Raw genomic sequence first — 24,165 nt, forward strand, 5'->3', positions numbered from 1 at the left:
AAAGAGCGGAACCGTTGAGCTTCATCGAATATTTACCGCCATCAACCGACGCCGGCGTAGACAGCCGCCATCCCTGCAGTGAAGTCATTAAACCTGGAAAGAGTAAAAGAACCGATGGGAAACAAATTCATCATTATCTCCTGCATTCTCCTGCTCAGTCTGCATTCCAGCGGAAAGAACGGCTTCGCTGCCGACAAGCCGGTAGTTCATTTCGGCATTAATTTACGTTACAACCCTGTGATTCTCTACAAGCGCTATCAGCCGCTCATGGATTATCTCACACAGAACTCGCCGTACAGATTCGAATTGAAAATCAGCCGCGATTACCAGGAAGCCGTCAAGTTCCTGAAAGAAGGAAGAACCCAGATAAGTTCCTTGGGGGATGGCGCTTTCATCGAAGCCATCCTGCTTCATGGCGCAGTTCCCATTGTCAAGCCGCTCAATAAGGACGGAAAGCCCTTCTACCGATGCGCTATCATCGTCCCGCGCAATTCCGCTCTTAATTCCCTTCAGAACCTGCGCGGCAAAAGCATCGCCCTTGGATCATACCATTCAACTACAGGCAACCTTATCCCCAGATATCTTCTTGCGGTTAACGGTATAAACTTGCAAGGCATTGGCTCTGTCGCATCCCTGAAGAACCACGATGCAGTGACCAAGGCAATCCTGAAGGGACAATATGACGCGGGTGCTGTCAAGGATGTCTTTGCTGAAAAATACGGGGAATACGGCCTGCGGGTCTTGGCCTACTCCGACCCCATTCCTTCCGTGCCTCTAGTGGTAAGAAACAATGCACCCCGTGAGTTTGTAAAGGCGGTCACCGAAGCCCTTTTGAAACTCGATCCGCGCAATCCCGCCCATCAAAAGCTCATGGAGAACTGGGACGAAGAATACAAACACGGCTTCGTCTCCGCAGACATCTCAGGCTACCGGGAAATCTTCAGGATGTTTCGCTCGATTCCGAACGGTTGCGGCATGAGGTGTCACCGGTGAAGGCTCCATTTTTTTTCAGCATCAAGATAAGGTTTGTCCTTACTGCGGCACTCATCATGGCACTCTCTTCCATCACATGGGGGAGCTGGGCCTGGTATAACGAGAAGCAGCATCTCATCGAAAAACTTGAAGGACAAGGGAAACTTCTCCTGACCTCTCTCAAGGCTCCCATCATCAATGCAATCGTTTATGAAGAGATTGGCCAGGTTGAGGATGTAGGGCTTCTCGATAATTTTGTGGGGGAGATCGTCGGCAATCATGAACTGCCGACGCCTTATGCCTTTATTACCGACCAGGAAGGGAAAGTGCTCGCCCACAACCATTATGAGGAATTTGGCAAGAAGTATCATGATCCCTTGACCCTTGCCGCGCTGGCCGGAGATAACGTTCAGAGCAGAATCGTGCGGGACGCCCCTGGAATAGGTCCTGTTCTGGATATGGCCATGCCGCTGCGCATTTCCGGAAAAAGCTGGGGCATGCTCCGTATCGGGCTTTCCATGATTCCCATGGAAGGGGAGTTGTCAATCCTTCGCATGCAGATCCTCTCCTTCTCCGCCCTCTTTTTCCTGATCGGCACCGCCATCTTCTATTTGATCGGCCGCACCATGTCACGCCCTCTTGAGCAGCTTTCCAATGCCATGGCAGATGTAAATCATGAATCCCTGGAAGTGACGGCATCACCAAGGCAAAGGAATGATGAAATCGGCCTGTTACAGGAAAGCTTCAATGAAATGCTGACGCGACTGAAAAAGAGTGAACAGGAAAGGCAGAGGGCTGTAAGCCAGATGATTCAGAATGAGAAACTGGCAACCATCGGCAAGATCGTCGCGGGGGTTGCCCATGAAGTCAACAACCCCTTGGCGGCCATATCGACCAGCATATACAATCTGGATGGAAAGGCGCCCCAGGAGCTAAAAAGGTATATCGAAATACTAAAGAAGGGGGTGCATCGCATAGAGGCGATTGTGCGCCAGCTGACCGATTTCAGCCGGGTAAACACTCTGGATCTGCGACCTGTGCCGAGTGAGCTCTTTTTCAAGGAGGCCGCAGGTTTTGCCGGCATGGCTCTCAAGGGCACCGATCTGAGATTTGTCGGCACCGACTCCTGTCCACCAACCACGCTGGACATTGACAAGGGCAAATTGCACCAGGTGGTTCTCAACCTGATTCTCAATGCTTTGGACGCTTCACCACAACAAGGCACGATAGAATTTCTCGCCTACTGCCATGATGGGTTTTACTTTTTGGTTGTCACAGACCAGGGGAGTGGAATTCCTCCGGAGGACAGGGAAAAAATATTCGAGATCTTTCACACAACCAAGCCGGCAGGGGAAGGGAGCGGCATTGGTCTTGCCATATGCAGGAGCATTGTCGAGATGCACAGGGGAGAAATTATTCTCGAGAGCAGGCAAGGGATGACAACATTCATTGTTAAAATACCGCTGGGCAGGGGAGATTTTCATGGACAGGCTTAAACTCTTGATTATTGAAGACGATCCCCTGTTCGGCGAAGCCATTTGGGAAGCTCTGCAAGCGGCCGGTTACCGGACCAGGCTTGCGACAAGTGGTGCTGAAGCTCTGGCGGCTGTTGCAGAGGAGAGTTTCGACCTGATGCTTCAGGATATACGACTTCCCGATGCCAATGGACTGGATATACTGAGGGAAATTTTGCAGAGACAGCCCCATTCCAGGGCGTTGGTCATGACCGGGTTCGCTACCGTAGATAGTGCTGTTGAAGCCATGAAAATAGGGGCTTTCGATTTTCTTACCAAACCATTTCCCATGGAAATGCTGCTCATGAAACTGCAGAAGGTTCTGGAATTCAAGCAGATGGAAAAGGAGATCGACTCTTTCAGGAGTAAGGAAGAGGAATGTCATCTCATAGTCAGTCGCAGTCCTGCCATGAAGGACCTGCTGGAAATGGCAAGGGCCGTGGCGGTCACGGATGCCACCGTGCTCTTGCAGGGGGAAAGCGGCACCGGCAAAGAACTCCTGGCTGAAACCATCCACAAGACAAGCAAAAGACGCCACAAACCGTTCATCCAGGTGAACTGTGCCGCCATCCCCGAAACCCTCCTGGAAAGCGAGCTTTTTGGTGTGGAACGGGGAGCTTTTACCGGGGCAGACAGGAGTCGCCAAGGCTATCTTGAGGCAGCGGAAAGCGGCACATTGCTGCTGGATGAGATAGGAGATCTGCCCCTCCATTTACAGGGCAAAATCCTGAGGGTTCTGGAAGAGAAAAAGGTCTTCAGGGTGGGAGGGACCAGGGCGTATAATGCCAATTTCCGGCTTATCGCCGCCACCAACTGGGACCTGAAGGAGATGGTTCAGGAAAAGAAATTCCGCGAAGACCTTTATTTCAGGCTGAATGTAGTGCCCTTGACCATCCCTCCTCTCAGGGAACGGCGGGACGACATCCCCCTGCTGATTGCGCACTTCCAGAAGTGCCTGTCAGCGAAAGATGCCGGGAAGAAAGTGATTTTTTCTCCCGAGGCCCTTGAGCTCCTCTGCCGTTACGACTACCCGGGAAACATCCGTGAGCTGAAGAATATTGTAGAGCAACTCACCGTACTTTATCCGGGAGAGGCGATCAAGCCCTTGCATATTCCCGTCTCATTGCAGAAAGAGTCATGGGTCGGGAATCTTTTCGAGAACTTTGTCGTCGGTAAACCGCTGAAGGATGCAGTCGGGGAATTCGAAACCAGATACATCGAAAAAGTCCTGAAAAGCGCCGGCGGTAATAAATCCCTCTCAGCCAGAATTCTCGGCATATCCCGGCAGATGTTGTGGGAAAAGCTCAAACAGAGATAAGGCTCGGAACTTGGCCGGCTATTTCGCCGAACTGTAAACAATCCTTTACGGTCCCCACTGCCTTCCCATTCGAAATCCATCATTCAAAGCCAACTTCTCCATAAAAACAACCCGCCGATTCATTTTATATTTCCGATCATATCCCCCCTGCGACATTCCGAAGTATCAACAACCATAAAGGGATTCGCGAGTAATTTGCCACATTATTAGAATGCGAACAAATGCTGAAAAACCTCTTTCATTAATTGCGTGGCACACCTCTTGTTATAGGAGACAGAAGCAGATAGGAAGGGAGGTGGAGATTTACGGCAGCTTCTGCACGTTGGGATCAACTAATTCCAATTTTCAAATCGAGGATGGAATCAAGGGCGGCAAGGAATGAGGCGACGAAGGCGTACAGATAGTACGTTGAGGAGCCGAAGACGAGCCAACAAAGATAGCGCCTTGATTTGGAATTGGAATAATTCAAGAAGGAGGTTTATTTGATGAACAAAAGAGAGATACCAAAAAAGTTGTTTCTGTTGTCGGCTCTGACCGGCTGCCTGTTGCTGATAGGCGCAATCGTTTTTGCCGCTGATGGAGGCTACGTCGGCAGCGAAAAGTGCAAGGAGTGTCACGCGGAGCTGGCCAAGGCATTTTCCACGAACATTCACGCCAAGGCGGGAGCATACGGCGTCAAGGACGCAGGCTGCGAGTCCTGTCATGGCGCGGCTGGCGGCCATGTAGCCTCCGGGGACAAATCGTCCATCATCAATCCGTCCAAGGTCGACTACGAGGCCGCCTCGGCAGCCTGTCTCAAGTGCCATACGAAGGATAAGGGGCAGATGTTCTGGCACGGCAGTATTCATGAGGGCCAGGGATTGAGCTGTGTGGCCTGTCACAAGGTCCATGGTGGCAATGACAAGCTGCTCGCCAAGAAAAATGAGAGCGACCTCTGTTTCACCTGTCATGCCGATGTCCGCGCTGACATGTTCAAACGCTCCAAACATCCCATGCGGGACTCTTCTTCTCCCACCACCGAAGGGAAAATGACCTGCTCTTCCTGCCACAACGCCCACGGCGCCAAGGGTGAAAAGCTGATCGACGCCAAGTCCTTCAATGACAAGTGTTACGAGTGCCATTCGGAGAAAAAGGCTCCGCTCCTCTGGGAGCATTCTCCTGTCAAGGAAGACTGCCTCACCTGCCACAGCTCCCACGGTTCATCCAATGACAAGATGCTTGTCACGAAGGTTCCGCGCCTTTGCCAGGAGTGCCATATGCAGGGGCGGCATCAGACGGGAACCCTGGGCACCAATTCTGTTTTTGCATTCAGCAGGGGTTGCCTGAACTGCCACCCGATGGTACACGGCTCCAACAACCCGTCCGGGCCGGTGCTGCAAAGGTAATACGGAGTGTCGATCACAAATCAAAGGAGGCAGCATGATGAAGCGAAAAAGTTATAAACATATGACGCTGGCCATGCTCCTGTCGTTCTTTGCGACAGTGGGAGCGGCGCAAGCGGATACGGATATTATGGAAGGTAAGGCGACCATCAGTGGCGGAATCAATGCGGGAGTTCAGCAGAAGATCATCGATGGATCTCGCGAAAAGTTCGAAGAATACCGGGACGTACAGAACGGTTTCCTGATCAATGACTTCCGCCTTAAAGGCGATGGCAACACAACCCCTTACTTCCTCGACGTCAAGATAAAAAATCCGGTACAGGATAATGAGTTCTACCAGTTAAACGGCGGGGTCCATGGAAAATATAATTTCGGCCTTTTCTATGACAGCATCCCGCATAACTTCAGCAGCGGCAAATTTCTGCTGAATGATTTGGGAGGGGGGCGATACGCCATTGGCGATGTCATCCAGAGCCAGCTGCAGGCAAATGAGATCCTGCGGAGCCAGCGGCTGACATATGCACCTCCCCCCGGTGGCGTTACCAATACCGCAGGCGGCGCTTTCATCAATCCGGCTGACGCCCAGAACCAAGCCCAGGACGCGGGCATGACCGGCATCGTCAACAATCTGTACGGGTCCGCCAACACAATCAAGCTTGGCCTGAAGAGGGAAAAAACAGGTTTCGCTTTCGACTATCGGATCTCGGACGACGCAAAGGTCTGGACAAAGATAAGCAACGAGAAACGTATCGGCACCAGGCGCATCAACCAAGGCACCTACGAGCGGTACAATAACGGCAACACTACCGCAGGAGACCGCGGCCATATCGTCGATTTCTTTCTGGCAGCGGGGATCGAGCTGCCGGAGACCATCGACTATCGGACCACCACCCTGAACATCGGCACCGGCGTCTACAAGAAGAACTGGCTGGCTGACGTCGAATATACCTTTACCAACTTCGATAATAAGGTATCGACCCTGACCTGGGACAACCCCTTCAGGATTACCGACGCAACCGCTACAAATGCAGCTGCCACTCCTCCGGCTCTCGTCGGCACGGCAAACCCCTTCAACAGGGGCCGTTCTGCCACCGGTCAGATGTCCCTCACACCGGACAGCCAGTCCCATGACCTGGCCGTTTCCGGCTCGGTTGAACTGCCGCTGCACAGCAGGGTGTCCGGCACCATCAGCTACGGCTGGATCACCCAGGACGAGGCCTTTGCCCCCTACACCAGGAACAGCGCCATCAGCTTAATTGCAGGCACCGCCGGACCAGGCTTTGATGTGACCAATCCCGCCAACCTGCCACAGCAAGACCTGAACGGCAAAGTAGCGACCCTGTTCCAGAGTTACCAGCTGACCAGCAAGCCGGTTGAACCGCTGACCGTGACAGCCCGCTATCGCTACTATGACTACGACAACAGGTCCGACAACATCACCTTCCCCGGCTACTCGGCCTTCGGTGATTCGTTCTGGAGAACGGAGAAGAACGACGTCACTTCGGGCCAGGATGCCCCGGTTCGCAACGAGGCCCTTTCCTTTACCCGTCAAAATGCCGAACTCGCCATCGATTACCACCTGATGAAGCCGCTCACCGTCATGGTCGAAGGCTTCTGGGAAGGATGGGACCGGGAGCAGCTCCGAATCGACGGCACCAACGAACTGGGTGCAGGAGGAGGCTTCATCTTCAAGCCGTTCAAGGCGGCCAAACTCAAGGGTAACTACCGCTACGCCCACCGCAGCGTTGACGGCTACAAACCGGGCAACACCGCAGAAAACCCCGAGGCTGTGGGACTGGCCAACTACGACTGGGCTGACCGGGTCCGTCACAAAGCCGACCTCCGCTTACAGATGATGCCTGTGGAGGCCTTAACGGTGGGGCTATCCGGCCAGTACCTGAATGATAAGTATGGTAACGACAACAGGTTCGGTCTCAAGAAGAACGAAAACGTCACAGGCGCCATCGACATTGCTTACGCTGCATCCGAGGCCCTGTCGTTCTACGCCAATTATGTGAAGGAGTACCGCAAGGGGGCGATGCAGTCGGCAGCGAAAGACGATGCCTTCAATGGGTCGCTTAACAGCCTCATCCCGCCTGGCGGCGCTCCGTTCAATCCGGAAAACTACTGGAACACCGACATCTATGAGAAGGTCGACACGTTCGGGGTGGGTGCGACGGTCCAGGTCATTCCCGACAAGCTGACCGTGAACACCAGCTACAATCTCTCTAACAGCAAGATGGATTTCAATACCGTCAACCCTAACGGGGCAGTAAAGCTGGCAAACGCCTTGGGCCAGTCCTGGCCGACAGTCAGAAACCGTCTCCAGGAGCTCAAGACCGACATCGGCTACAACTTCACCAAGAACCTGAAGGCGGGTGTCACTTACCTCTATGAGTGGTATAAACTGGACGATTTCGTCAACACATCGGCGTATATGGCCGGCGCGTCTGTTGAGAACACCACCAAGTACTTATTTACCGGTGCCAACAACTTCAGCTACGACGCACATGTGGCCGGGGCATACCTTAGTTACAAGTTTTAAGCATGACCTCCTTCATGCGTGTTATGGGCGCCGGCAACGGCGCTTTTTTTTGGCCAATTGAATTAGTCGGTTTCACCCCTTCACTTCGGAGACAGGTAAAAAATGTACCTTGCGGATATGGTCTGATATGGGGAATTTCATCAAATGTTTAATACTACTCCGACACATATAGTTCTTTAACATTTCAATATTCGCACCAGAAGCTTTGCAATCTGATGCCTGATGTCAGGCAAGGACGGCATGCCTTTGAGTCGTTGCCTCCGCCTCCATCGCTCAGAGGAACGAAGAGAACAGCAACGATGGCGCCACTTTTCCAGGTGTTTGGTTTTCAGAACAAAGCGTCGTTGGCCAGTGTCGATTTTTTCTGAATCCAGTTGCTCCGCGCTGTCGCACTCTTCTGTTTTTTTTGCTGCAAACGCAACAGTGTCAGATAGCCATATGCCAGGGACGTCAGGAGCACATGTCGATGCCATCCGCTCCATGAGCGCCCTTCATGGTGATCAAGGCCAAGCTCTTCCTTTAGCTGTTGATAGCCATGCTCTATCCAATAACGTTCATGGTAGAGGCGGGCAAGGTCAATCGTTGCCAGATGCTGCGGCATATTGCTGAAGAAATAGCGAAGCTCGTATCCACCCAGGTTCAGGGGGCGGCGCTCTATCAGGAGCCAGACTTGTTCATGATGATTGCCCTGCCGCCATCCGTGAGCCGGCCACACTCTCATTGAGACGGCCTCTGCAACAAGTGGCTTGTCCTTGGAATTGAGCCTCAATTCTAGCCGTTGCCATGCATCATCGGCAATGCTTTCGCCCAGTACCGACAGCTTGACCGGTTCGGGGTTTGTGGAGACTACCTTAGGGCGAGTTCGTGGACGCCCTCGCTTATGCTCTTTGACTGGCGCAATTTCAAAGACCGGCTCCTCAAGAAATACCGGGGTGTTGGAGTAAGCTCCCAGGATGTAATTTTCACTGCGGGACTCAAGCTCCTTGCGAAACTCCGGAATGTTGCCATACCAGCTGTCAGCAAGGACTGCACGATGGGGAACATTGTCTTTTCGGGCCAGGTCAACAAAATCAAGTGCCATGCGCCATTTTGACTTATGGTGCACTGACTCCGGCATGTGAGCCTTTTTACGCTTTGCGGTGCAATCATCATTTTGCTGATCCCAGGATTCCGGGACGAACAGTTCCATGGCATATGGCCAGGCGACATCTCTGCCGACATACGTCATGCTTACGCCAATCTGACAGTTGTCAGTCTTGCCTGATGCACCGCAGTATTGCCGGGCAACACATACACTGTCGTACCCTTTCTTAGGGAACCCGGTATCATCAAGAACCAGGATCCCCTGCGGGTCGGAAGTGACGTCAAGCATGGAACGGCGGAATTGCTCAGCAACAAGTTGATCGTCCCATTTGGCAGTCGAAAGGAGGCGCTGCATACTTCGTTCAGATGCGTTTACCTTCTCTGACATGGGTTCAACTGACTTGCGCTCACCGTCCATGAGCAGGCCGGCCAAGTAACATTCTGCCAGTTCACGGCTCTCTGACCGATGGAAATAGCCATAATAGGGAGCCATATATTCTTCGATGCCGGGGAAAACGATCTCTGTTGTCATTCGCAGAGATTATCACATGAAACAGATTATATCAAGCTATGTGTCGGAGTAGTATTAATTGACGCGGTTTTTCCCCGTTGATTTACCGAAGACGTTGGTGGTATCTTTACCGACGATTGCAGCCAATCCATTACTTTGTGAGGTTCTCTTTATGAAGGCAGTGCATCGGATTTACCTTCTCGCCCTGTGCCTCGCACTCCTCGCCCCCTTCGCCCATGCGGCGGGTCTGGCGGACAAGGTGCAGGAACACACCTTGAAAAACGGCATGAAACTCCTCATGGTGGAGCGCCACACCTCGCCGACGGTTGCCGCATGGATCCGCTTCAAGGTGGGGAGCGCGGACGAACGGAGCGACGAGCGAGGGCTCGCCCACCTCCTGGAACACATGCTGTTCAAGGGGACAAAGACCCTTGGGACAACCGACTACGCCGCCGAAAAACCGCTTCTGGACAAGATCGAACAGACGGCACAGCTTCTCATGCTGGAAAAGGCCAAACGGGAAAAGGGGGACCAGGCAAAGATCAACCAGTTGAAGAAAGAGCTCGACAGCCTGGAAAAAGATGCGGAGAAGTACGTGGTAAAGGAGGAGTTCGCCCAGATCTACGCCAGAAACGGCGGCTCCGGCTACAACGCCTTCACCAGCAAGGACGGCACCACTTACCTGATCAACATGCCTGCAAACAAGATGGAGCTCTGGGCTGCAATCGAATCTGACCGGATGAAGAACGCGGTGCTACGCGAATTCTACACCGAGCGGGACGTGGTGATGGAGGAGCGACGCCGCTCCTACGACACGGAGCCTGAAGGGGAGCTGTGGGAAAACTTTCTTGCCACGGCCTTCGTCGCCCACCCATTCGGCCAGCCGACCATCGGCTGGATGTCTGACATCGAAAACCTCTCCCGCAACAAGGCCGAGACGTTCCTCCACAAATATTACGCCCCCAACAACGCCATTGTGGCCGTTGTCGGCGATATCGACCCGCAAAGAATCATCACCCTTGTGGAAAAATATTTCGGCGTCATAGCTCCCGGCACACCGGTCGGGCCGGTGGCGGTTGAAGAACCGCGGCAGCGGGGGGAAAAAAGGATCGAGGTCCTGGCCGATGCCGAACCGCAGCTGATGATCGGCTTTCACAAGCCGACGCTGCCGGCCGCAGACGATTACGTGTTTGACGTCATCGACATGCTCCTGGCCGACGGGCGCACCTCCCGCCTCTACAAGAAGATGGTCGTGGAAAAGCAGCTCGTTACGGACGTTTCCTCCTTTACCGCACCGGGTAGCCGCTACCCGAATCTGTTTGTCATCGCTGCCACCCCACGTGCCCCCCACACCGTGCAGGAGGTGGAATCAGCGATTTACGAGGAGCTGGAGCGACTTAAGAAAGAGCCGGTCACCGAGCGCGAGCTGCAACAGATTCTCAACAAGCTGGAATTCGAAGAGTCCCGCCAGATGCTTTCAAACGGCGGGCTGGCAAGAAACCTTACCGAATATGAGGCAACCGCCGGCACCTGGCGCTACCTCATCGAGCACAGGCAGCGGGTGGCTGCCGTCACGCCGGCGGACGTGGCGCGCGTGGCGCAGAAATACCTGGTCAGGGAAAACAGGACCATCGGCGTCATTACCAAACAGGAGGTGGCAAAATGATGACCAACTGGAAGAGACTCCTGCTTATGGCAGCAGCAATCCTTTCTCTCTCTGCCTGCGCTGCGACGCAAAAAGCCGTTGACCCGCGCACCATGACCTTTCCCAAGCTTACGTTCGAAATCCCCAAAAGCGAGCGGGTGCAGCTCGCCAACGGGATGGTGGTTTACCTGCTGGAAGACCATGAACTGCCGCTGGTAAGCATGACCGCCTACGTCAACACCGGGAGTATCTACGAACCTGCGGAAAAGGCCGGCCTGGCCGGCCTTACCGGCGCCGTGATGCGGAGCGGCGGGACAATGGAAACACCGCCGGAAAAGCTGGACGCAGAGCTTGAATTCATGGCGTCGTCCATCGAGTCGAGTATCGGCGCCGACGTGGGCAACGTCTCCCTCAGCAGCCTGAAGAAAAACCTCGACCGGACGCTTTCACTTTTCGCCGATGTCGTCATGCATCCCGCTTTCCGCGAAGACCGGGTGACGCTGGCGAAGAACCGGACCATCGAGTCCCTGCGCAGGCAGAACGACGACGCCAAGGGGGTCGCCGACCGGGAGCTGAGAAAGGCCCTCTACCCCAACCATCCGCTCGGCCGTTATCCGACCATCGGGTCGGTGAAGAGCATCACCAGGGACGACATGGCAGCCTTCCACAAGCGCTATTTCCATCCCAACACCATGATGCTGGCGGTTGCCGGCGACTTTGACAGGAAAGAGCTCGTGGCCGCGCTGGAAAAGGCCTTTGCCGGCTGGGAAAAAGTCTCGGTCGACTTCCCGGCGGTAGCGCCGCTGCAGCAGGATATAAAGCCTGAAGTGCTGTTGGCGAAAAAGGAGATCAACCAGTCGGTGATCCGCATGGGGCACCCGGGGATCGACAAGAACAACCCGGACCTCTACCCCATCAGGGTCATGGATTACATCCTCGGCGGCGGCTTCACCTCGCGGCTGACCACGGAGATCCGATCCAACCAGGGCCTGGCCTATAACGTGGACAGCTATTTCGATGTGGGGAGGCGCTTCCCCGGCATCTTCCTCGCCGAAACGGAGACCAAGAGCGAATCGACAGTCAAGGCCGTCACCCTCATGCGCGACATCATCGCCGGCATGACCAGGGCGCCGGTCACCGACGACGAGCTGAAGCTGGCCAAGGATGCCATCGTCAACTCCTTCATCTTCGGTTTCGCTCGGACCGATGCGGTGGTCAACCAGCAGCTGCGGCTCGAATACTACGGCTATCCCGCCGGCTACCTGGAAAACTACCGGGACAACATATCCAAGGTGACGAAAGAAGATGTGCTGCGCGTGGCGCAGAAATACCTCCACCCGGAAAGGTTGGTGCTCGTGGTGGTGGGAAATGAGAAGCAGTTCGACAAGCCGCTCGCCACCCTGGGACCGGTGAGGGAGATCAAGCTGGAGAACGGCAAATAATCAACGGACAACAGGAGGAACTATGGCCACATGGAAATGCAATGCTTGCGGATTTACCAAGGAAGGGCGCTGCAAACCGCAAAAATGCCCGCAGTGCCAGGAAAAGGGAACTTTTGAAAAGACGGAATAGATGAATAGAGGCCTCCATCGGAAACGATGGAGGCCTTCTTGTGTGCAGCTATCAGAACACACACTTCTGGGGTCAGGTCAGACATTCGGACATTTACTCAAAGCCCCCCGCACATCTTCGATATTCGCGGCCAGTTCGACATCGGCCCGTGAGCGGGACAGCATTCTTTGCGCCGCTTTACCAAGGGCGGACGCATCACGGTTGAAGAGCCTCCCCAACTCCGTCAGGGAGAGGTGCGGCGATTCCTGCACGATCACTGCGGCGAGCGCTCTCGCCTCGCTGAAAGGCCGGGTCTTGCCCGGCGATTTCAGTTGTTCCTCAGCGATTCCGTATCGACGGCAGACGGAGGCGACGATTTCCGGCAGTGTCCACTCCCGCTTACGCAACTGGTTGGCTTTATGCAGCGCATCGTCGGCAAAGCCGTCGTCACCGAGGATACGCCCTTCGCATGTTCCGCTGTGAAACTCGTTTCTTCGTTCCTCACCCATTCCATCGGCAACAAATTGCCGATACGCCTTGCGGGCAGAATCGGTTCTGCGGCCAAGCAGCGAGAGCACCCATTCGGTAGTCAGCCACGGCAGCACTTCACTGCCGAGATAGGCGCGATGGCCGCTCCACGGGTACTCCTGCGGAAGCGGCACCATGTCTGCCCGAACCGGATTCAGGTGGACATAACGCACGAGCTCCAGCAGGTACGCGTCCGCGTCCAACAGGAGCGCCTTGTATCGCCCCTGGAAGAGATGTCCCGTGCGCCCTTGGGTGTAGTTGACCCATTTTGTATAGCGCAGTGACAGGTTCTGCATGATGAGCGAGAGAGGGGTGTCAGCCACCTGTACGACAAGGTGAATGTGATTCGTCATGCAGCAAAAGCCATGAATGCGGTAGCCGAATCTTTCCACGGATTCCTGCAGAAAGAGGTAGAGCCGGAAGCGGTCTGCATCCTTGAAGAAAATCGGCTGGCCGGCATTGCCGCGAAGTATTACGTGATAGACGGCTCCGGGATAATGAATGCGAGGTTTACGTGCCATGTTTACAGGATATCAACAAATGTCCGAATGTCTAGCCTGACCCCATGATTTCACCATGATTTCACCATGATTTCATGATTTGCCTGACCCCATGATTTGCCCCGCCACACTTGAGCCCCACTTCACGCTTTCTAGGCCAGGAACTCACAGATATGCTTTGCGATGACATCTCCGTCTTCCTCGAGAGCAAAATGTCCCGTATTCAGCAGGTGGAAGTCGAGATTCTTCAAATCCCGTTTGTACGGATGGGCACCCGCCGCCGGGAAAATCTCGTCATTCGCGCCCCACACGATCAGCGTCCGCGGCTGGTGCTGGCGGAAATATGCTTGCCAACTGGGATATAGAGGCGGATTGCTGCCGTAGTCGTAGAACAGTTGCAGTTGGATCTCCGCATTGCCTGGCCGATCCAGCAGTCTTTGGTCGACGTGCCAGTTGTCAGGGCTGATCGCCTCTTTGTTGCGAACCCCGTTGGTGTACTGCCACTGCGTTGCTTCTAACGTCAAGAGGAAGCGGAGCGCGTCTTCGTTCGACATATTGGGCTGCTTGTAAGCAGCCTTGATATTTTTCCACCATTCGTTGTCAAGACCCTTGTTGATGGCCCCACGATCTTTCCAGTACTCCTTGATCGGCTCCCAGAAATTGTTGTCAATCCCTTCGTCGTAAGCGTTACCATTCTGGATGATCAGTGACTCGACACGCTCGGGATATTTCGCGGCCAGACGGAAGCCGATTGGAGCGCCGTAGTCCATCAGGTACAGGCTGTAACGTTCGAGCCCGAGTTTCACGGTGAACTTGTCGAGGATCTCGCTGAGATTATCGAAGGTGTAGTCGAACTCATCGACCCTAGGTATCGAACTGTTCCCGTAGCCGGGGTAGTCCGGGGCCACCAAGTGAAACAGGTCCGCCAGGGCAGGGATCAAATCTCGGTACATATGCGAGGACGTCGGAAAACCATGCAGCAATAGCAGGGTAGGCGCTTCCCGCGAACCGGCCTCGCGATAGAAGATCGATTGCCCATCGATTTCGACGGTGCGATACATGACCGCGGGAATTCGAGTAACGATGTTCGTTGAATTCATGATTCTCCTCCTTTTGTGATCGCGTGTACGCTCCGCATAACATACGCTTAACCTGCGAAGGGGGCTTGTCAGGTTGAAGCGATTGTTCGGCAATTTTTTTGGTGATGAATTCCTTATACTTTACCATAAAGTTTTCGTAATTCATCTTTTGCAACTTCAAGGACTTTCAGCTGTTCTCTATCCAAGTTTTTCCCAGCTCGATTAATATAGAATACAAGCATTGACATTGCCGAACGAAATGGAGTTGCTTTTCTTCGAATACTATTCGCTGCTGACATTTTTAAAGATAATGCAATTGCTTTGACTCACGTCGGTTGTCTGGGTACCGGCGTTCCCCCCGCCTGCAGTATCAAACTTGATATCCAGTCCGGCAACGAGTAAAAAAGGCTCTTTCTCCTCGTCGAAAAGGCGGTACTTGCCGCCGAAGCTGAAATCGCCCACCCCGTCCCGTTTCTCGTACTCCGGCTCGTTTACATCAGGAGAAGGAGCAAAAGTTGCACGGCGAGGATCTTGCCGATGGTGGCCACCGGGTAGACCGAGGCGTAGCCGATGTTGGGGAGGTCGTTGCCGGTCTGTTCCAGCGCGTAGCCCAGCACTGCCGGCTGGGTCTGCATGCCGGCGACCATGCCGATGAGGAGGCTCATGGGTATCTTCAGCAGCCGGTGTCCGATCCAGAGCGTGGCGAGCGCCGTGATGCAGGTGATTACCGCGCCGGCGGCAAAGATCGCCACCCCTCCCCCCTTGGTGAAGGTCGAGACAAAGCTGTAGCCGGCGCGGGTGCCGACCCCGGCGAGGAAAAAGACCAGCCCGATCTGGCGCAAGGTCATGTTGGCGCTGTACGGGAGACTCCAGACCATCCGGCCGGTGCGACCGACGGTCCCAAGAATCAGGGCAACGATCAGCGGCCCGCCGGCAAAGCCGAGTTTGAGGGTGATCCCACCCGGCATGGGTATGGGGACGATGCCGAGCAGGAGCCCGAGCGCCAGGCCAAGGCTGAAGGTCATGATGTCCACCTCGCTGACCGCCCGGTAAGAGTCGCCGAAAAAAACGCTCACTGCCTCCATCTGATCGATGTGGCTCAACACCCGCACCCGGTCCCCCAACTCCAGCACCATCTCGTCGTGGGGGAGAAAGTCATCGTCACCGCGCCGCACCCGCGTCAACACCGCGCCGAAGCGCTCCTGCAGGTTGAGCTCCTTCAGGGTGCGCCCGGCCACCTGGGGATTGGAAACGAAAATCCGGCGATAGTCGTACTCGCTCCGGTCAAGCCCGATATGCTCGCTGCTCAGTCCACCGAGGAAGGCGGCAACCTGTTGCAGATCTTCCACGGTCCCCACCACGATGACCATATCGCCCGCTTCAAGGATCGTCTGCGGCGTTGAGAGAAAAACACGCTCTCCCCGCTTGATGCGGCCGAACATGACGTCCCATTTCAGGCTGCGGCTCAACTCTTCAATGGTCTTCGCCCCCCGGTCGTCGCGTGTCACCCGGATGGTGCAGTTGAGAAGCGGTTCGTTGCTCGCGCCGAAGGTACGCAACCTCTTGGCCTCGGCAGCATAATCGACCCGCCAGAGACGCTGAACGATGCTGACGGCAAGCACCACGCCGATCACGCCGACGGGATAGGTGATCGAATAACCGACTACCGGCTCAGCCAGCATCTGCTCAAGCGCCCTCGCAGGCACAGTGTGCTTGATGGTCTCCAGGGCGCTGGCCAGGGCGGGGGTGTTGGTCAGGCAGCCGGAAAACATGCCGGCGGTCAGGGTCGCTTTCAGGTGGAGCACTTTCTGGACGATGATGGTGAGTCCGACGGCGAAGAGGAGCATGCCGATTACCAGCAGGTTGTTGCGCACCCCCTCGCGCCGGAGAGATGCGGCAAAGGCCGGACCGCTGGACAGGCCGACCGTATAGACAAACAGCCCGAGGCCTAAGATGTAAACGATCTCCGGCAATTTCAGATCCGGGTGAAGGGAACCGATGGCCAGCCCGACGAAGAGGACCGCCGCCACCCCTAGGCTGCTGCCGCGGATCTTGACCCTGCCAAGGGGATAGCCGATGGCGGCCACAAGAAAAAGGAGCATGAGGGGATTATCAATGAGTATTTTGAGCATGCGCGTACCAATCATTAAAAGGAATGGGTGATGTCGTTCTTATCGGAAAGTATAGCCCAAATATTGACAATAACAGCCACCAGCAACCACGACTTTTGCGGAGGATGAGTCCCATGCGGCATGACAAGGAAAGCTCTTAAAAATCGATTTTAAATTTCGACGGCACCGCATCCCCTTTTTTTATTATCTTCTGACCCTGGGGCGCCTGGACAAACCTGAGAAACCGCTTTATTCCCGGTGTCCGTTTCTTGCCGAGGACAAGGTTGAATTCCTTGACCATCGGCCACTGCCCATTTTTCACCGTCTCAAACATTGCACCCTTCATGCAGACCTCCGGGATTAATTGTATGCAGGAGCATTTAACTTATCGGCGGAAGTATTGAGGAAGTTAAGTCTGTTTTTGCCCAATCCATCCGTCTTATCCATTGTCGCGCTCCCGGCAATGGACGCAGTTCCGATAGCCGGTGCAGGGTTTGAAGACAGAGATGAGCATCAGGTAGAGGAGGACGATGGTCTGGAGGACGCCAAAAATCACGTCCACGTAATAGGTGCGAAAATAATCCGGGTCGGCAAAGGCGCCGAAGCCGAGGACATCGCTCAGCGCAGCCAGCCTCCTCATCCATGGGGCAAGACAGAGGGAGCCAAAAACCATCGCCGCCACAGTAATGGTCCACTTGGTGACGACCCAGCGGCAGGAGGTGAGCCGCAGGTTGGCCACCAAACAGAGCGCCACCCCGCTCAGAAAGCAGAGGGCCGCAGAGGGAATGATGAGAAAGTTGTCCAGATACTGGATGCCGACGTTGAAAGCGAACAGCGCATCGCCGCTGCCGGCCAGGCGGCTCAGGTAGAGGAGGACCATGACGCTAAAGCCGGCGCCGACCCAGAGGCATGAGGAAATGATATGAAGGTACTTGAGGAACAGTCGAATACGGTGAAATTCCGGAAGCGTTTGCATACCAGGGCATCTCCTGGAGCCCAAGTATAATTGTCGGCAATCCGCCGACTAAAATAAAGTATGTATACCGTTCGATGCGTATACTTTTATCCTGATGCAAAATGTACTCACCAGATCGGTGACTTCTCAAAATCTTACAACGGGTTAAAAACATTCGTGTTTATTCGTGTCATTCGTGGCTAACTGCCGTTTTTGGATTTATTCGACAGCTACGATTCCCCCCCAACTCCCGATACAAAAAAGCCCCCGGCTCAATGAGCACGGGGGCTTTTTCCATACATGCGGACTGACCTTCGACCGACAGTATCAGGCCTTTTCCACCTTGACGCCGACCATGTTGGCATTTCCAGCCAGCAGAGCATTTGCGTTGAGGTCGCGGAAGTGGATGGGGGCAAAGAGCAGACCGGGCTGGAGTTTTTCGCTTACCCTGGCCTTGCCGGTTATGCTGCCGCTTGCAGAGCTGACCTTGACCGATGCGCCGTCGACGATCCCGAGCTTTGCGGCGTCGCCGGCAAATATTTCGATGTACCCTTCAGCCGACACGGAGAGGTTGTTTTCCGAGCGTGTGGACATGGTACCGTTGTGGAAGCCGATCGCTCCGACCAGAATCTGGAACTGGTCCGTTGCCGTTGCAGCCGGGGATGCCAACGGTGAAAAGGCCAACGCGGTTTTAAGCGCCGCTGCCTGCTTGCCGGTCCCGGCGCAGCGCCCATCTACAACCGAGCACTCTCCGCTGTACAGCGGGGAAAGGTCCTTGAATTCCCTGAGAAGTTCACCAGGTGAATAGACGTGGCTGGCAAAGGTGAGGCGATTGTACAATTCAGCTATAATATCCCAGTCCTCACGAGCGTCTCCGACAGCGTCCACCGCCTTGCCGAGACATTGCACCCGGTTGTCGGTGGTTGTGAACGAACCGCTCTTTTCAGCGGCAGCAGCTGCTGGGAAAACCACGTGAGCCAGTTGCACCACTTCACTGTTGAAGATGTCCTGGACGATCAGAAGTTCGAGCTTGGCCAGCGCCCTTTTGATCCTGCCGTTGTTGGGGAACGTGGTCAGGTCGCTTCCCAGGAGATAAAGGGCCTTGATGGAACCCTGCTCGATCCCGTCGATGATCTGCCAAAGGTCTTTTCCCTTTGCGGTCGACGCCTGATAACCGGAAAGATGGTCGGGACTTACTCCCACATCGAGCAGCCCCTGGGTGTTGTTCTTGGCGTCGACGGGGAACAAGCCGCCGGAATCCTTGCCGAGACAGCCGGTGAGAAGCGCCAGGTCGGCGAGGGCCGCGACCTTTTCTGCGGCATGGGTGCTCCGCATGAGATCGGAACCGAACAGGATGGCAACGCTCTTTTTCCCGCCGATCAGGGTGGCGGCCTCGCGCAGGTCGGCCTCCGCCACACCGGCAGCAGCAGCCAGATCGGCAAGTGACTGGCCGGAAAGGGCTGTTTTCAGCGTATCCAGGTTGTTTACCTTGCCCTGAACGAATTCCTTGTCCTCAAGGCCCGCATCGAGAATGGCCTTCATCAGGCCGTTGATCAATGCCTGTTCGCTGCCGGGTCGGTATTTCAGGTGGTTGTTGGCGAATTTCTTCAGCTTCACATCGCGCATGTTGGCCAGCACCAGTCGGGCATCGTTCTTTGTGGCTGCCTTGATTACCCGGTATTCGGCTCCGGTCGCCTCGGCGTTCAGATCGGTGCCGATGACCAGGATGGCCGCAGCCGTGTCGATCCGGTCAATGGCAGCGCTGGCGCCGGTGAATCCCAGCTTTTCCTTGAGAACCGCCTGGGCACCGGCATAACCGAGACGTGCCTCGGAATCGATATGGTTGGTGCCGACTGCTACGCGCATCAATTTCTGGAACAGGAAGTTCTCTTCGTTGGTAACCCGTGGCGAACCGATACCGGCCACCGCATCAGGTCCCGATGCCTTGACAATGTCCAAAAGTTTGTCGCTGGCATAGGCCATTGCCCTGTTCCAGTCCGACTTGGACTGTGAACCGGTTTCTTCTCTCACAAGCGGAGTGGTGACCCTTTCGGCGGAATTCAGGTAGCTATAACCGAACCGGCCATTAATGCAAAGATTGCCGTGGTTGAAGGTGGCATCGTCGCTTGTGACACGCTCGACCTTCCCGTTGCGGGAATGGTATTCGATCTGGCAGCCATTGCCGCAGAAGGCGCAGACGCTCTTGGTAATCTTGAAGGTCCAGGGGCGGCCCCTGAACTTGAACGGCTTGCTGATCAGGGTGCCGGTGGGGCAAGCAGCGACGCAGTTGCCGCAGAATTCGCAGTTGAGCGGTTTGCCGTCAATGGTGTCGATGATGGTCGCTTCGCCGCGATTGACAACCGCGATGGCATCGCAGCCGACTATTTCATGGTCCACCTTGACGCACTTTTCACAGAGGATGCAGCGGTTCGGATCGCTCTCGATCAACGGCCAGTCGTAACGAATCTGCCGTCTTTCGAGAAGAGCCGAATACTCCTGCTTCGCCACGTCGAGACCGTAGCAGGCGTCCTGGAGATCGCACTCACCGCCGGCATCGCAGACCGGACAATCCAGCGGATGGTTCACCAGCATCAACTCCATTACCTTGCGTCTGATCTCGGTCAGCTTATCCGACTGGGTGGTGACCTTGATCCCGTCCTTGACCGGCGTGTTGCAGGCGGTCATGGTGCGATCGACCCCCTCGATCTCAACCGCACAGACGCGGCAAGCGCCGGTGGGAGACACCTTCTGCAGCCAGCAGAGGGTCGGTATCTTGATGCCGACTGTCGCCGCGGCATCAAGGATCGTCGTCCCCTTGGCCACCGTTGTATTTTTGCCGTCGATTGTCAGATTGACCATGTTATCTTTACCTCTGATTTTTTTCAGCTCTTTATTTTTTTATATAACTTCGGCCGCTGGTCGCGCTCAAAAATGCCCGGGAGCAAGACGTCGAGGAACAAGCAGGGGAGCACAAAGGCAACGCCGCAGATGGGCGTTTTTCCGCGGGAAGCTATACTGCAACCATGGCTACCCGGTAGCATCGCAGACACCGCTCCGCCTCGCGCACCGCCTGGCTGTTCGTGAAGCCGAGCTCAACCTCGCAGTAGTTCTTGTAGCTGGCCCGCTCCTTGCCGTGTACCTCGGCCTGGTGCGCCCTTGCAGCTGAATCGAGCCAGGGAACGCTCTCGGTCTTATCATAGACACCCATGTAGTTAAGGATGTCTTCCATGTATTCGTCGTCGGTAAGGTAAGCCTTCCCCTCTTCCAACCAGCGCTGAATGACCTTGGCGGCGCGATGACCGCTGCCGATGCAGGCAACGGCGGTCAACGGACCGATCTCTGCGTCACCGCCGGCGAAAATCCCGTTACAGTCGGTAATCAATGTTCTGGACTGGGAGTTCCCCATTCCGTCCTTCAGTTCCTTGCCCGCCGCATCCTTATAAGGGATGTACTTGGTGACGATGGTGTTCCACTTGGTGATGTCAATGCCCAGGTCGGGCGGTATGAAGCCCAGGTCCGGATCCTGGCCGATGGCCGGGATGACGGTGTCGCATTCGACAACGAATTCGCTGCCAGCCATCGGTTCCGGCCGACGTCGGCCGGATGCATCCGGCTCGCCCAAGGCCATCCGCACGCATTCCACGCCGGTTATCCGGTCATTGGCATCGACGATGATCCTGGTCGGTAGGACCTGGAATTCAAACTTGACCCCTTCCTCATCGGCGCCGTCCACTTCCCATACGTCCGCCGGCATCTCTTTGCGGGAGCGGCGGTAGAGCAAGATAGATTCTTCGGCACCTTCCCGGAGGGCAACCCGCACGCAGTCAATGGCAGTGTTGCCGCCGCCGACAACCACGACCTTTTTCCCCATGCCGGTCGGTTTACCCATGTAGGCCTCGCGCAGGAAGTCGATCCCTCCCTTGAGGAAGCCCTTGTAACCCTTGTCTTCGCCCTCGACACCCATCGGCTTGGAACGGTGCGCACCCGGCGCGAGAAAGACCGCGTTGTATTTCGACTTCAACTCGGCCAGGGAGATATCCTTGCCGATCCTTGTGTTATAGATTATCTCAACGCCCATGGCGGATATGATATCGATGTCCCGTTGCAGCAAGTGACGCGGCTGACGGTAGGGAGGAATGCCGACTGCGACCATGCCGCCGCCGAACCCTTCGGGAAGCGCCTCGTAGATGGTTACCGGGTATCCTTCCAAGGCCAGGTAATAGGCCGCGGCAAGACCGGCAGGGCCGGCGCCGACCACGGCAACGGTCTTGCTCTTGCGCGGTTTCGGCTGCATGGGCGGTTCGATCTTGTGCTGCCACTCGTAATCGGAAGCAGACCTTTTCAGCACCATGATGCTGATCGGCTCGTCCACGTTCTTGCGCCGGCAGGCCGTTTCGCACGGATGGGGACAGACACGGCCGCAGACCGACGGGAGCGGCATATTGTCGCGGATCGCCGCCAGCGAATGCCCGAAATGATAATCCTTGATCCCTTCGATATAGGCGGGAATGTCTATATGCGCCGGACACTTGTCCTGACAGGGGGCGGTATACTTATCGATGTAGCTGAACTCTGCAGCCGGCTTTTTAGCGCTGTTTATATATGCAAGGAAATCGTTACGGAAATATTTCACCGCATCAAGCACCGGCACCGTGGAGCTCTGACAGAGGGTGCACTTGCAGTTTTTCAGGAGATCCGCCAAGTCCTCAATGGTTGCCAGGTCGGCCTCTGATGCCTTCCCGGCAATGATCGCAGCCAGGGCATCCATGAGGACACGGGTCCCTTTCTTGCCGGGGGTGCACTTACCGCAGCAGTACAGGGTCTGTACGCGCCGCATGTATTCGGCAGCCATCACGGGAACATCCACGTCCTTATTGAAGACGATGATGCCGTCCCATCCCATGAAGGCAGCCATCGGCCGCTCACCGTCATAGGTTACAGGTAGCCGGAACTGCGCCTCCGTGCCGGCGCCGCCTGCGCGGTTATCAACAATATTTCTTCCCCAGCTGGAAAAAACCACCTGTGCCACTTCAGCCTCCGCGAAACCCTGTTAAATTATATCTGAAAAACCACTTATCTTGTCGTATTTATTGAACAAATTTCGACTTTTCAATTGTATACAGTATGCAATTATTAGCACAAGACATATTCATAAATCAAGGGAAAAATCGTAAATCATCCGCTTTTACTGAAGGTTGCCAGCCGTCTCCCTCTCTGGTATACATAACTTTCATGCCTGGCAAAATTGGTTTTCTGCCCTGATACGGGAATCAATGAATCGCCCGGCACAAAATACATTTTGGCACGCCACGCCATGCAAGGAGAACCTGTCATGTACAGCAAAGCCTTCTCGGATCTTTTCAGCATCAACATGGGGGTAAAAAGCGGGGAGCGCATCCTGGTCTTCAGCGATACGATCCGCCCCGACGAAACGCCATCTGCGGCTGATGCGGACCGCCGCGCCAGGCTGTTGCAGACCGCTGCTGATGCGGCTGCCTATGCCGGGAAGATATACGGCAACACCACTTTCATCTCGTTCCCCGCCACCACCGCCTCCGGCGCTGAACCGCCGGAAGCTCTCTGGCGAGCAGCCTTGGGTGACAGTGCTGCCGACAAGCTCGTGGAGGCTGGCATCCTGCCACGGCTTCTATCCAAGGAGGCCACCCCGGAAGAAGTCGAACGAGCCAGAGAAATCGTCATTATGGGAAAAGGAGCCGTTGCCGATGTGGTAATTGCTCTCGCCAACAATTCCACCAGCCACACACGCTTCCGCTCCCTGATAAACGCCGCCGGCGGACGCTTCGCCAGCCTTCCCCACTTCGACCCAGCGATGTTTTTCACCTCCATGCAAGTCGACTGGCAGGCCCTTGTCGAACGAACCGCCAAGCTCGCCGGAGAAATAAACGGTGCCGTGGAAATCGAAGTGACCACCCCCAACGGCAGCCGGATGCGTATCGGCAAGCAGGGAAGGATTGCCGAAGGGGACGACGGCCTTTTAACCGCGCCGGGTAGCTTTGGCAACCTGCCGGCCGGCGAAGTCTATCTGGCGCCGCTGGAAGGAACATGTGAAGGAATAATGGTTCTGGAGTATGCGCCAAACCGCAAACTCGTCTCGCCGATTGAGCTTGTAGTTAAGAACGGGATTGTCACCGAGATTCGCGGCGATGAACCGTACAGACATAAACTGGAGCAGAAATTCGCTGAGAGCGCAAAAAATCGGAATATCGCCGAGCTGGGAATCGGCACCAACGACAAGGCGAGCAGGCCGGACAACATCCTCGAAGCGGAAAAAATTCTCGGCACCATCCATATTGCCCTGGGGGACAATTCCGGCTTCGGCGGCACCGTCAGCACCCCGTTCCACGAGGACTACGTGTTTTACGAGCCGACGCTGACCGCCATCATGGCCGACGGGACGGAGAAAATCCTGCTGCGCCAAGGGCAACTTACTATCTGACTCAATGGATTCGG

At 55.3% G+C, this 24,165-nt stretch carries 19 protein-coding genes; 9 read left to right on the top strand and 10 right to left on the bottom strand.

The features are described from left to right. Positions 1-114 precede the first annotated feature (114 nt). The 5 genes from phnD (at position 115) to GURA_RS18490 (ending at position 7,731) form a co-directional block, all read left to right on the top strand. The gene (gene phnD, locus GURA_RS18470; RefSeq protein WP_049818957.1) at positions 115-993 is read left to right on the top strand and encodes a phosphate/phosphite/phosphonate ABC transporter substrate-binding protein; all 879 of its coding nucleotides are present in this window, start codon (positions 115-117) and stop codon (positions 991-993) included. After that, complete coding sequence (locus GURA_RS18475; protein ID WP_011940433.1) at positions 990-2,468, top strand: ATP-binding protein; 1,479 nt, start codon at positions 990-992, stop codon at positions 2,466-2,468. The genes phnD and GURA_RS18475 overlap by 4 nt, the downstream gene beginning before the upstream one ends. Next, on the top strand, positions 2,455-3,804 hold the full coding sequence (locus GURA_RS18480; RefSeq protein WP_011940434.1) for a sigma-54-dependent transcriptional regulator: 1,350 nt from the start codon (positions 2,455-2,457) through the stop codon (positions 3,802-3,804). Before GURA_RS18475 ends, GURA_RS18480 begins: the two co-directional genes overlap by 14 nt. A gap of 485 nt (positions 3,805-4,289) precedes the next feature. Then, positions 4,290-5,189, top strand: a complete 900-nt coding sequence (locus tag GURA_RS18485; protein ID WP_011940435.1) for a DmsE family decaheme c-type cytochrome — start codon at positions 4,290-4,292, stop codon at positions 5,187-5,189. Between the two features lie 34 nt (positions 5,190-5,223). After that, complete coding sequence (locus tag GURA_RS18490) at positions 5,224-7,731, top strand: MtrB/PioB family decaheme-associated outer membrane protein (RefSeq protein WP_011940436.1); 2,508 nt, start codon at positions 5,224-5,226, stop codon at positions 7,729-7,731. Between the two features lie 328 nt (positions 7,732-8,059). On the opposite strand, the gene GURA_RS18495 is transcribed toward GURA_RS18490, so the two are convergent. Then, on the bottom strand, positions 8,060-9,346 hold the full coding sequence (locus GURA_RS18495; RefSeq protein WP_011937817.1) for an IS701-like element ISGur14 family transposase: 1,287 nt from the start codon (positions 9,344-9,346) through the stop codon (positions 8,060-8,062). Between the two features lie 151 nt (positions 9,347-9,497). Here GURA_RS18495 and GURA_RS18500 point away from each other — a divergent pair, with 151 nt between their 5' ends. Genes GURA_RS18500 through GURA_RS18510 form a run of 3 tightly spaced genes read left to right on the top strand, consistent with a single transcriptional unit; the run spans position 9,498 to position 12,542 of the window. Next, complete coding sequence (locus GURA_RS18500; RefSeq protein WP_011940437.1) at positions 9,498-10,991, top strand: M16 family metallopeptidase; 1,494 nt, start codon at positions 9,498-9,500, stop codon at positions 10,989-10,991. Then, on the top strand, positions 10,991-12,412 hold the full coding sequence (locus GURA_RS18505; protein WP_407639373.1) for a M16 family metallopeptidase: 1,422 nt from the start codon (positions 10,991-10,993) through the stop codon (positions 12,410-12,412). Before GURA_RS18500 ends, GURA_RS18505 begins: the two co-directional genes overlap by 1 nt. A 22-nt stretch (positions 12,413-12,434) precedes the next feature. Beyond that, the gene (locus GURA_RS18510; RefSeq protein ID WP_011940439.1) at positions 12,435-12,542 is read left to right on the top strand and encodes an RCKP-type rubredoxin-like domain-containing protein; all 108 of its coding nucleotides are present in this window, start codon (positions 12,435-12,437) and stop codon (positions 12,540-12,542) included. Positions 12,543-12,619: 77 nt separating this feature from the next. Here GURA_RS18510 and GURA_RS18515 read toward each other — a convergent pair whose 3' ends face one another. From GURA_RS18515 to GURA_RS18550, 9 genes are all read right to left on the bottom strand, one after another. Continuing rightward, the gene (locus GURA_RS18515; protein WP_011940440.1) at positions 12,620-13,570 is read right to left on the bottom strand and encodes a transposase; all 951 of its coding nucleotides are present in this window, start codon (positions 13,568-13,570) and stop codon (positions 12,620-12,622) included. A gap of 131 nt (positions 13,571-13,701) precedes the next feature. Further along, complete coding sequence (locus GURA_RS18520) at positions 13,702-14,649, bottom strand: alpha/beta fold hydrolase (RefSeq protein ID WP_011940441.1); 948 nt, start codon at positions 14,647-14,649, stop codon at positions 13,702-13,704. A 113-nt stretch (positions 14,650-14,762) separates the two neighbouring features. Continuing rightward, on the bottom strand, positions 14,763-14,927 hold the full coding sequence (locus GURA_RS25450; RefSeq protein WP_011940442.1) for a DUF3175 domain-containing protein: 165 nt from the start codon (positions 14,925-14,927) through the stop codon (positions 14,763-14,765). Continuing rightward, a complete protein-coding gene (locus GURA_RS18525) occupies positions 14,911-15,090 on the bottom strand; it encodes a hypothetical protein (protein ID WP_011940443.1) in 180 nt (59 codons plus the stop codon). Before GURA_RS18525 ends, GURA_RS25450 begins: the two co-directional genes overlap by 17 nt. A gap of 29 nt (positions 15,091-15,119) precedes the next feature. After that, positions 15,120-16,760, bottom strand: coding sequence for an aspartate:alanine exchanger family transporter (locus GURA_RS18530; protein WP_011940444.1), 1,641 nt, complete (start codon positions 16,758-16,760; stop codon positions 15,120-15,122). A 136-nt stretch (positions 16,761-16,896) separates the two neighbouring features. Continuing rightward, positions 16,897-17,085: a hypothetical protein gene (locus GURA_RS18535; RefSeq protein ID WP_041245552.1), complete on the bottom strand. Its 189-nt coding sequence runs from the start codon at positions 17,083-17,085 to the stop codon at positions 16,897-16,899. A 93-nt stretch (positions 17,086-17,178) separates the two neighbouring features. Further along, entirely contained in the window at positions 17,179-17,715 is a 537-nt protein-coding gene (locus GURA_RS18540; protein WP_011940445.1) for a DUF2269 family protein, read from the bottom strand. A gap of 306 nt (positions 17,716-18,021) precedes the next feature. Then, a complete protein-coding gene (locus GURA_RS18545) occupies positions 18,022-20,553 on the bottom strand; it encodes a molybdopterin-dependent oxidoreductase (RefSeq protein ID WP_011940446.1) in 2,532 nt (843 codons plus the stop codon). 151 nt (positions 20,554-20,704) lie between these two features. After that, positions 20,705-22,723 carry a dihydropyrimidine dehydrogenase subunit A gene (locus tag GURA_RS18550; protein ID WP_011940447.1) on the bottom strand — a complete coding sequence of 673 codons (2,019 nt, stop codon included), beginning with the start codon at positions 22,721-22,723 and terminating at the stop codon, positions 20,705-20,707. 303 nt (positions 22,724-23,026) lie between these two features. On the opposite strand from GURA_RS18550, the gene GURA_RS18555 reads away from it, so the two are divergent. Next, positions 23,027-24,151, top strand: a complete 1,125-nt coding sequence (locus GURA_RS18555; RefSeq protein ID WP_011940448.1) for an aminopeptidase — start codon at positions 23,027-23,029, stop codon at positions 24,149-24,151. The last annotated feature ends 14 nt before the right edge of the window (positions 24,152-24,165 follow it).

It is taken from the genome of Geotalea uraniireducens Rf4, from assembly GCF_000016745.1.
Taxonomy (GTDB): domain Bacteria; phylum Desulfobacterota; class Desulfuromonadia; order Geobacterales; family Geobacteraceae; genus Geotalea; species Geotalea uraniireducens.

What these genes read in the sequence shown, in the direction of transcription:
- GURA_RS18515 (WP_011940440.1), bottom strand. Translation starts at nt 13,570, where the DNA reads ATGGCACGTAAACCTCGCATTCATTATCCCGGAGCCGTCTATCACGTA.
- GURA_RS18485 (WP_011940435.1), top strand. Translation starts at nt 4,290, where the DNA reads ATGAACAAAAGAGAGATACCAAAAAAGTTGTTTCTGTTGTCGGCTCTG.
- GURA_RS18510 (WP_011940439.1), top strand. Translation starts at nt 12,435, where the DNA reads ATGGCCACATGGAAATGCAATGCTTGCGGATTTACCAAGGAAGGGCGC.
- GURA_RS18500 (WP_011940437.1), top strand. Translation starts at nt 9,498, where the DNA reads ATGAAGGCAGTGCATCGGATTTACCTTCTCGCCCTGTGCCTCGCACTC.
- GURA_RS18530 (WP_011940444.1), bottom strand. Translation starts at nt 16,760, where the DNA reads ATGCTCAAAATACTCATTGATAATCCCCTCATGCTCCTTTTTCTTGTG.
- GURA_RS18545 (WP_011940446.1), bottom strand. Translation starts at nt 20,553, where the DNA reads ATGGTCAATCTGACAATCGACGGCAAAAATACAACGGTGGCCAAGGGG.
- GURA_RS18505 (WP_407639373.1), top strand. Translation starts at nt 10,991, where the DNA reads ATGACCAACTGGAAGAGACTCCTGCTTATGGCAGCAGCAATCCTTTCT.
- GURA_RS18540 (WP_011940445.1), bottom strand. Translation starts at nt 17,715, where the DNA reads ATGCAAACGCTTCCGGAATTTCACCGTATTCGACTGTTCCTCAAGTAC.
- GURA_RS18490 (WP_011940436.1), top strand. Translation starts at nt 5,224, where the DNA reads ATGATGAAGCGAAAAAGTTATAAACATATGACGCTGGCCATGCTCCTG.
- GURA_RS18495 (WP_011937817.1), bottom strand. Translation starts at nt 9,346, where the DNA reads ATGACAACAGAGATCGTTTTCCCCGGCATCGAAGAATATATGGCTCCC.
- GURA_RS18520 (WP_011940441.1), bottom strand. Translation starts at nt 14,649, where the DNA reads ATGAATTCAACGAACATCGTTACTCGAATTCCCGCGGTCATGTATCGC.
- phnD (WP_049818957.1), top strand. Translation starts at nt 115, where the DNA reads ATGGGAAACAAATTCATCATTATCTCCTGCATTCTCCTGCTCAGTCTG.
- GURA_RS18480 (WP_011940434.1), top strand. Translation starts at nt 2,455, where the DNA reads ATGGACAGGCTTAAACTCTTGATTATTGAAGACGATCCCCTGTTCGGC.
- GURA_RS18535 (WP_041245552.1), bottom strand. Translation starts at nt 17,085, where the DNA reads ATGAAGGGTGCAATGTTTGAGACGGTGAAAAATGGGCAGTGGCCGATG.
- GURA_RS18555 (WP_011940448.1), top strand. Translation starts at nt 23,027, where the DNA reads ATGTACAGCAAAGCCTTCTCGGATCTTTTCAGCATCAACATGGGGGTA.
- GURA_RS25450 (WP_011940442.1), bottom strand. Translation starts at nt 14,927, where the DNA reads ATGTCAGCAGCGAATAGTATTCGAAGAAAAGCAACTCCATTTCGTTCG.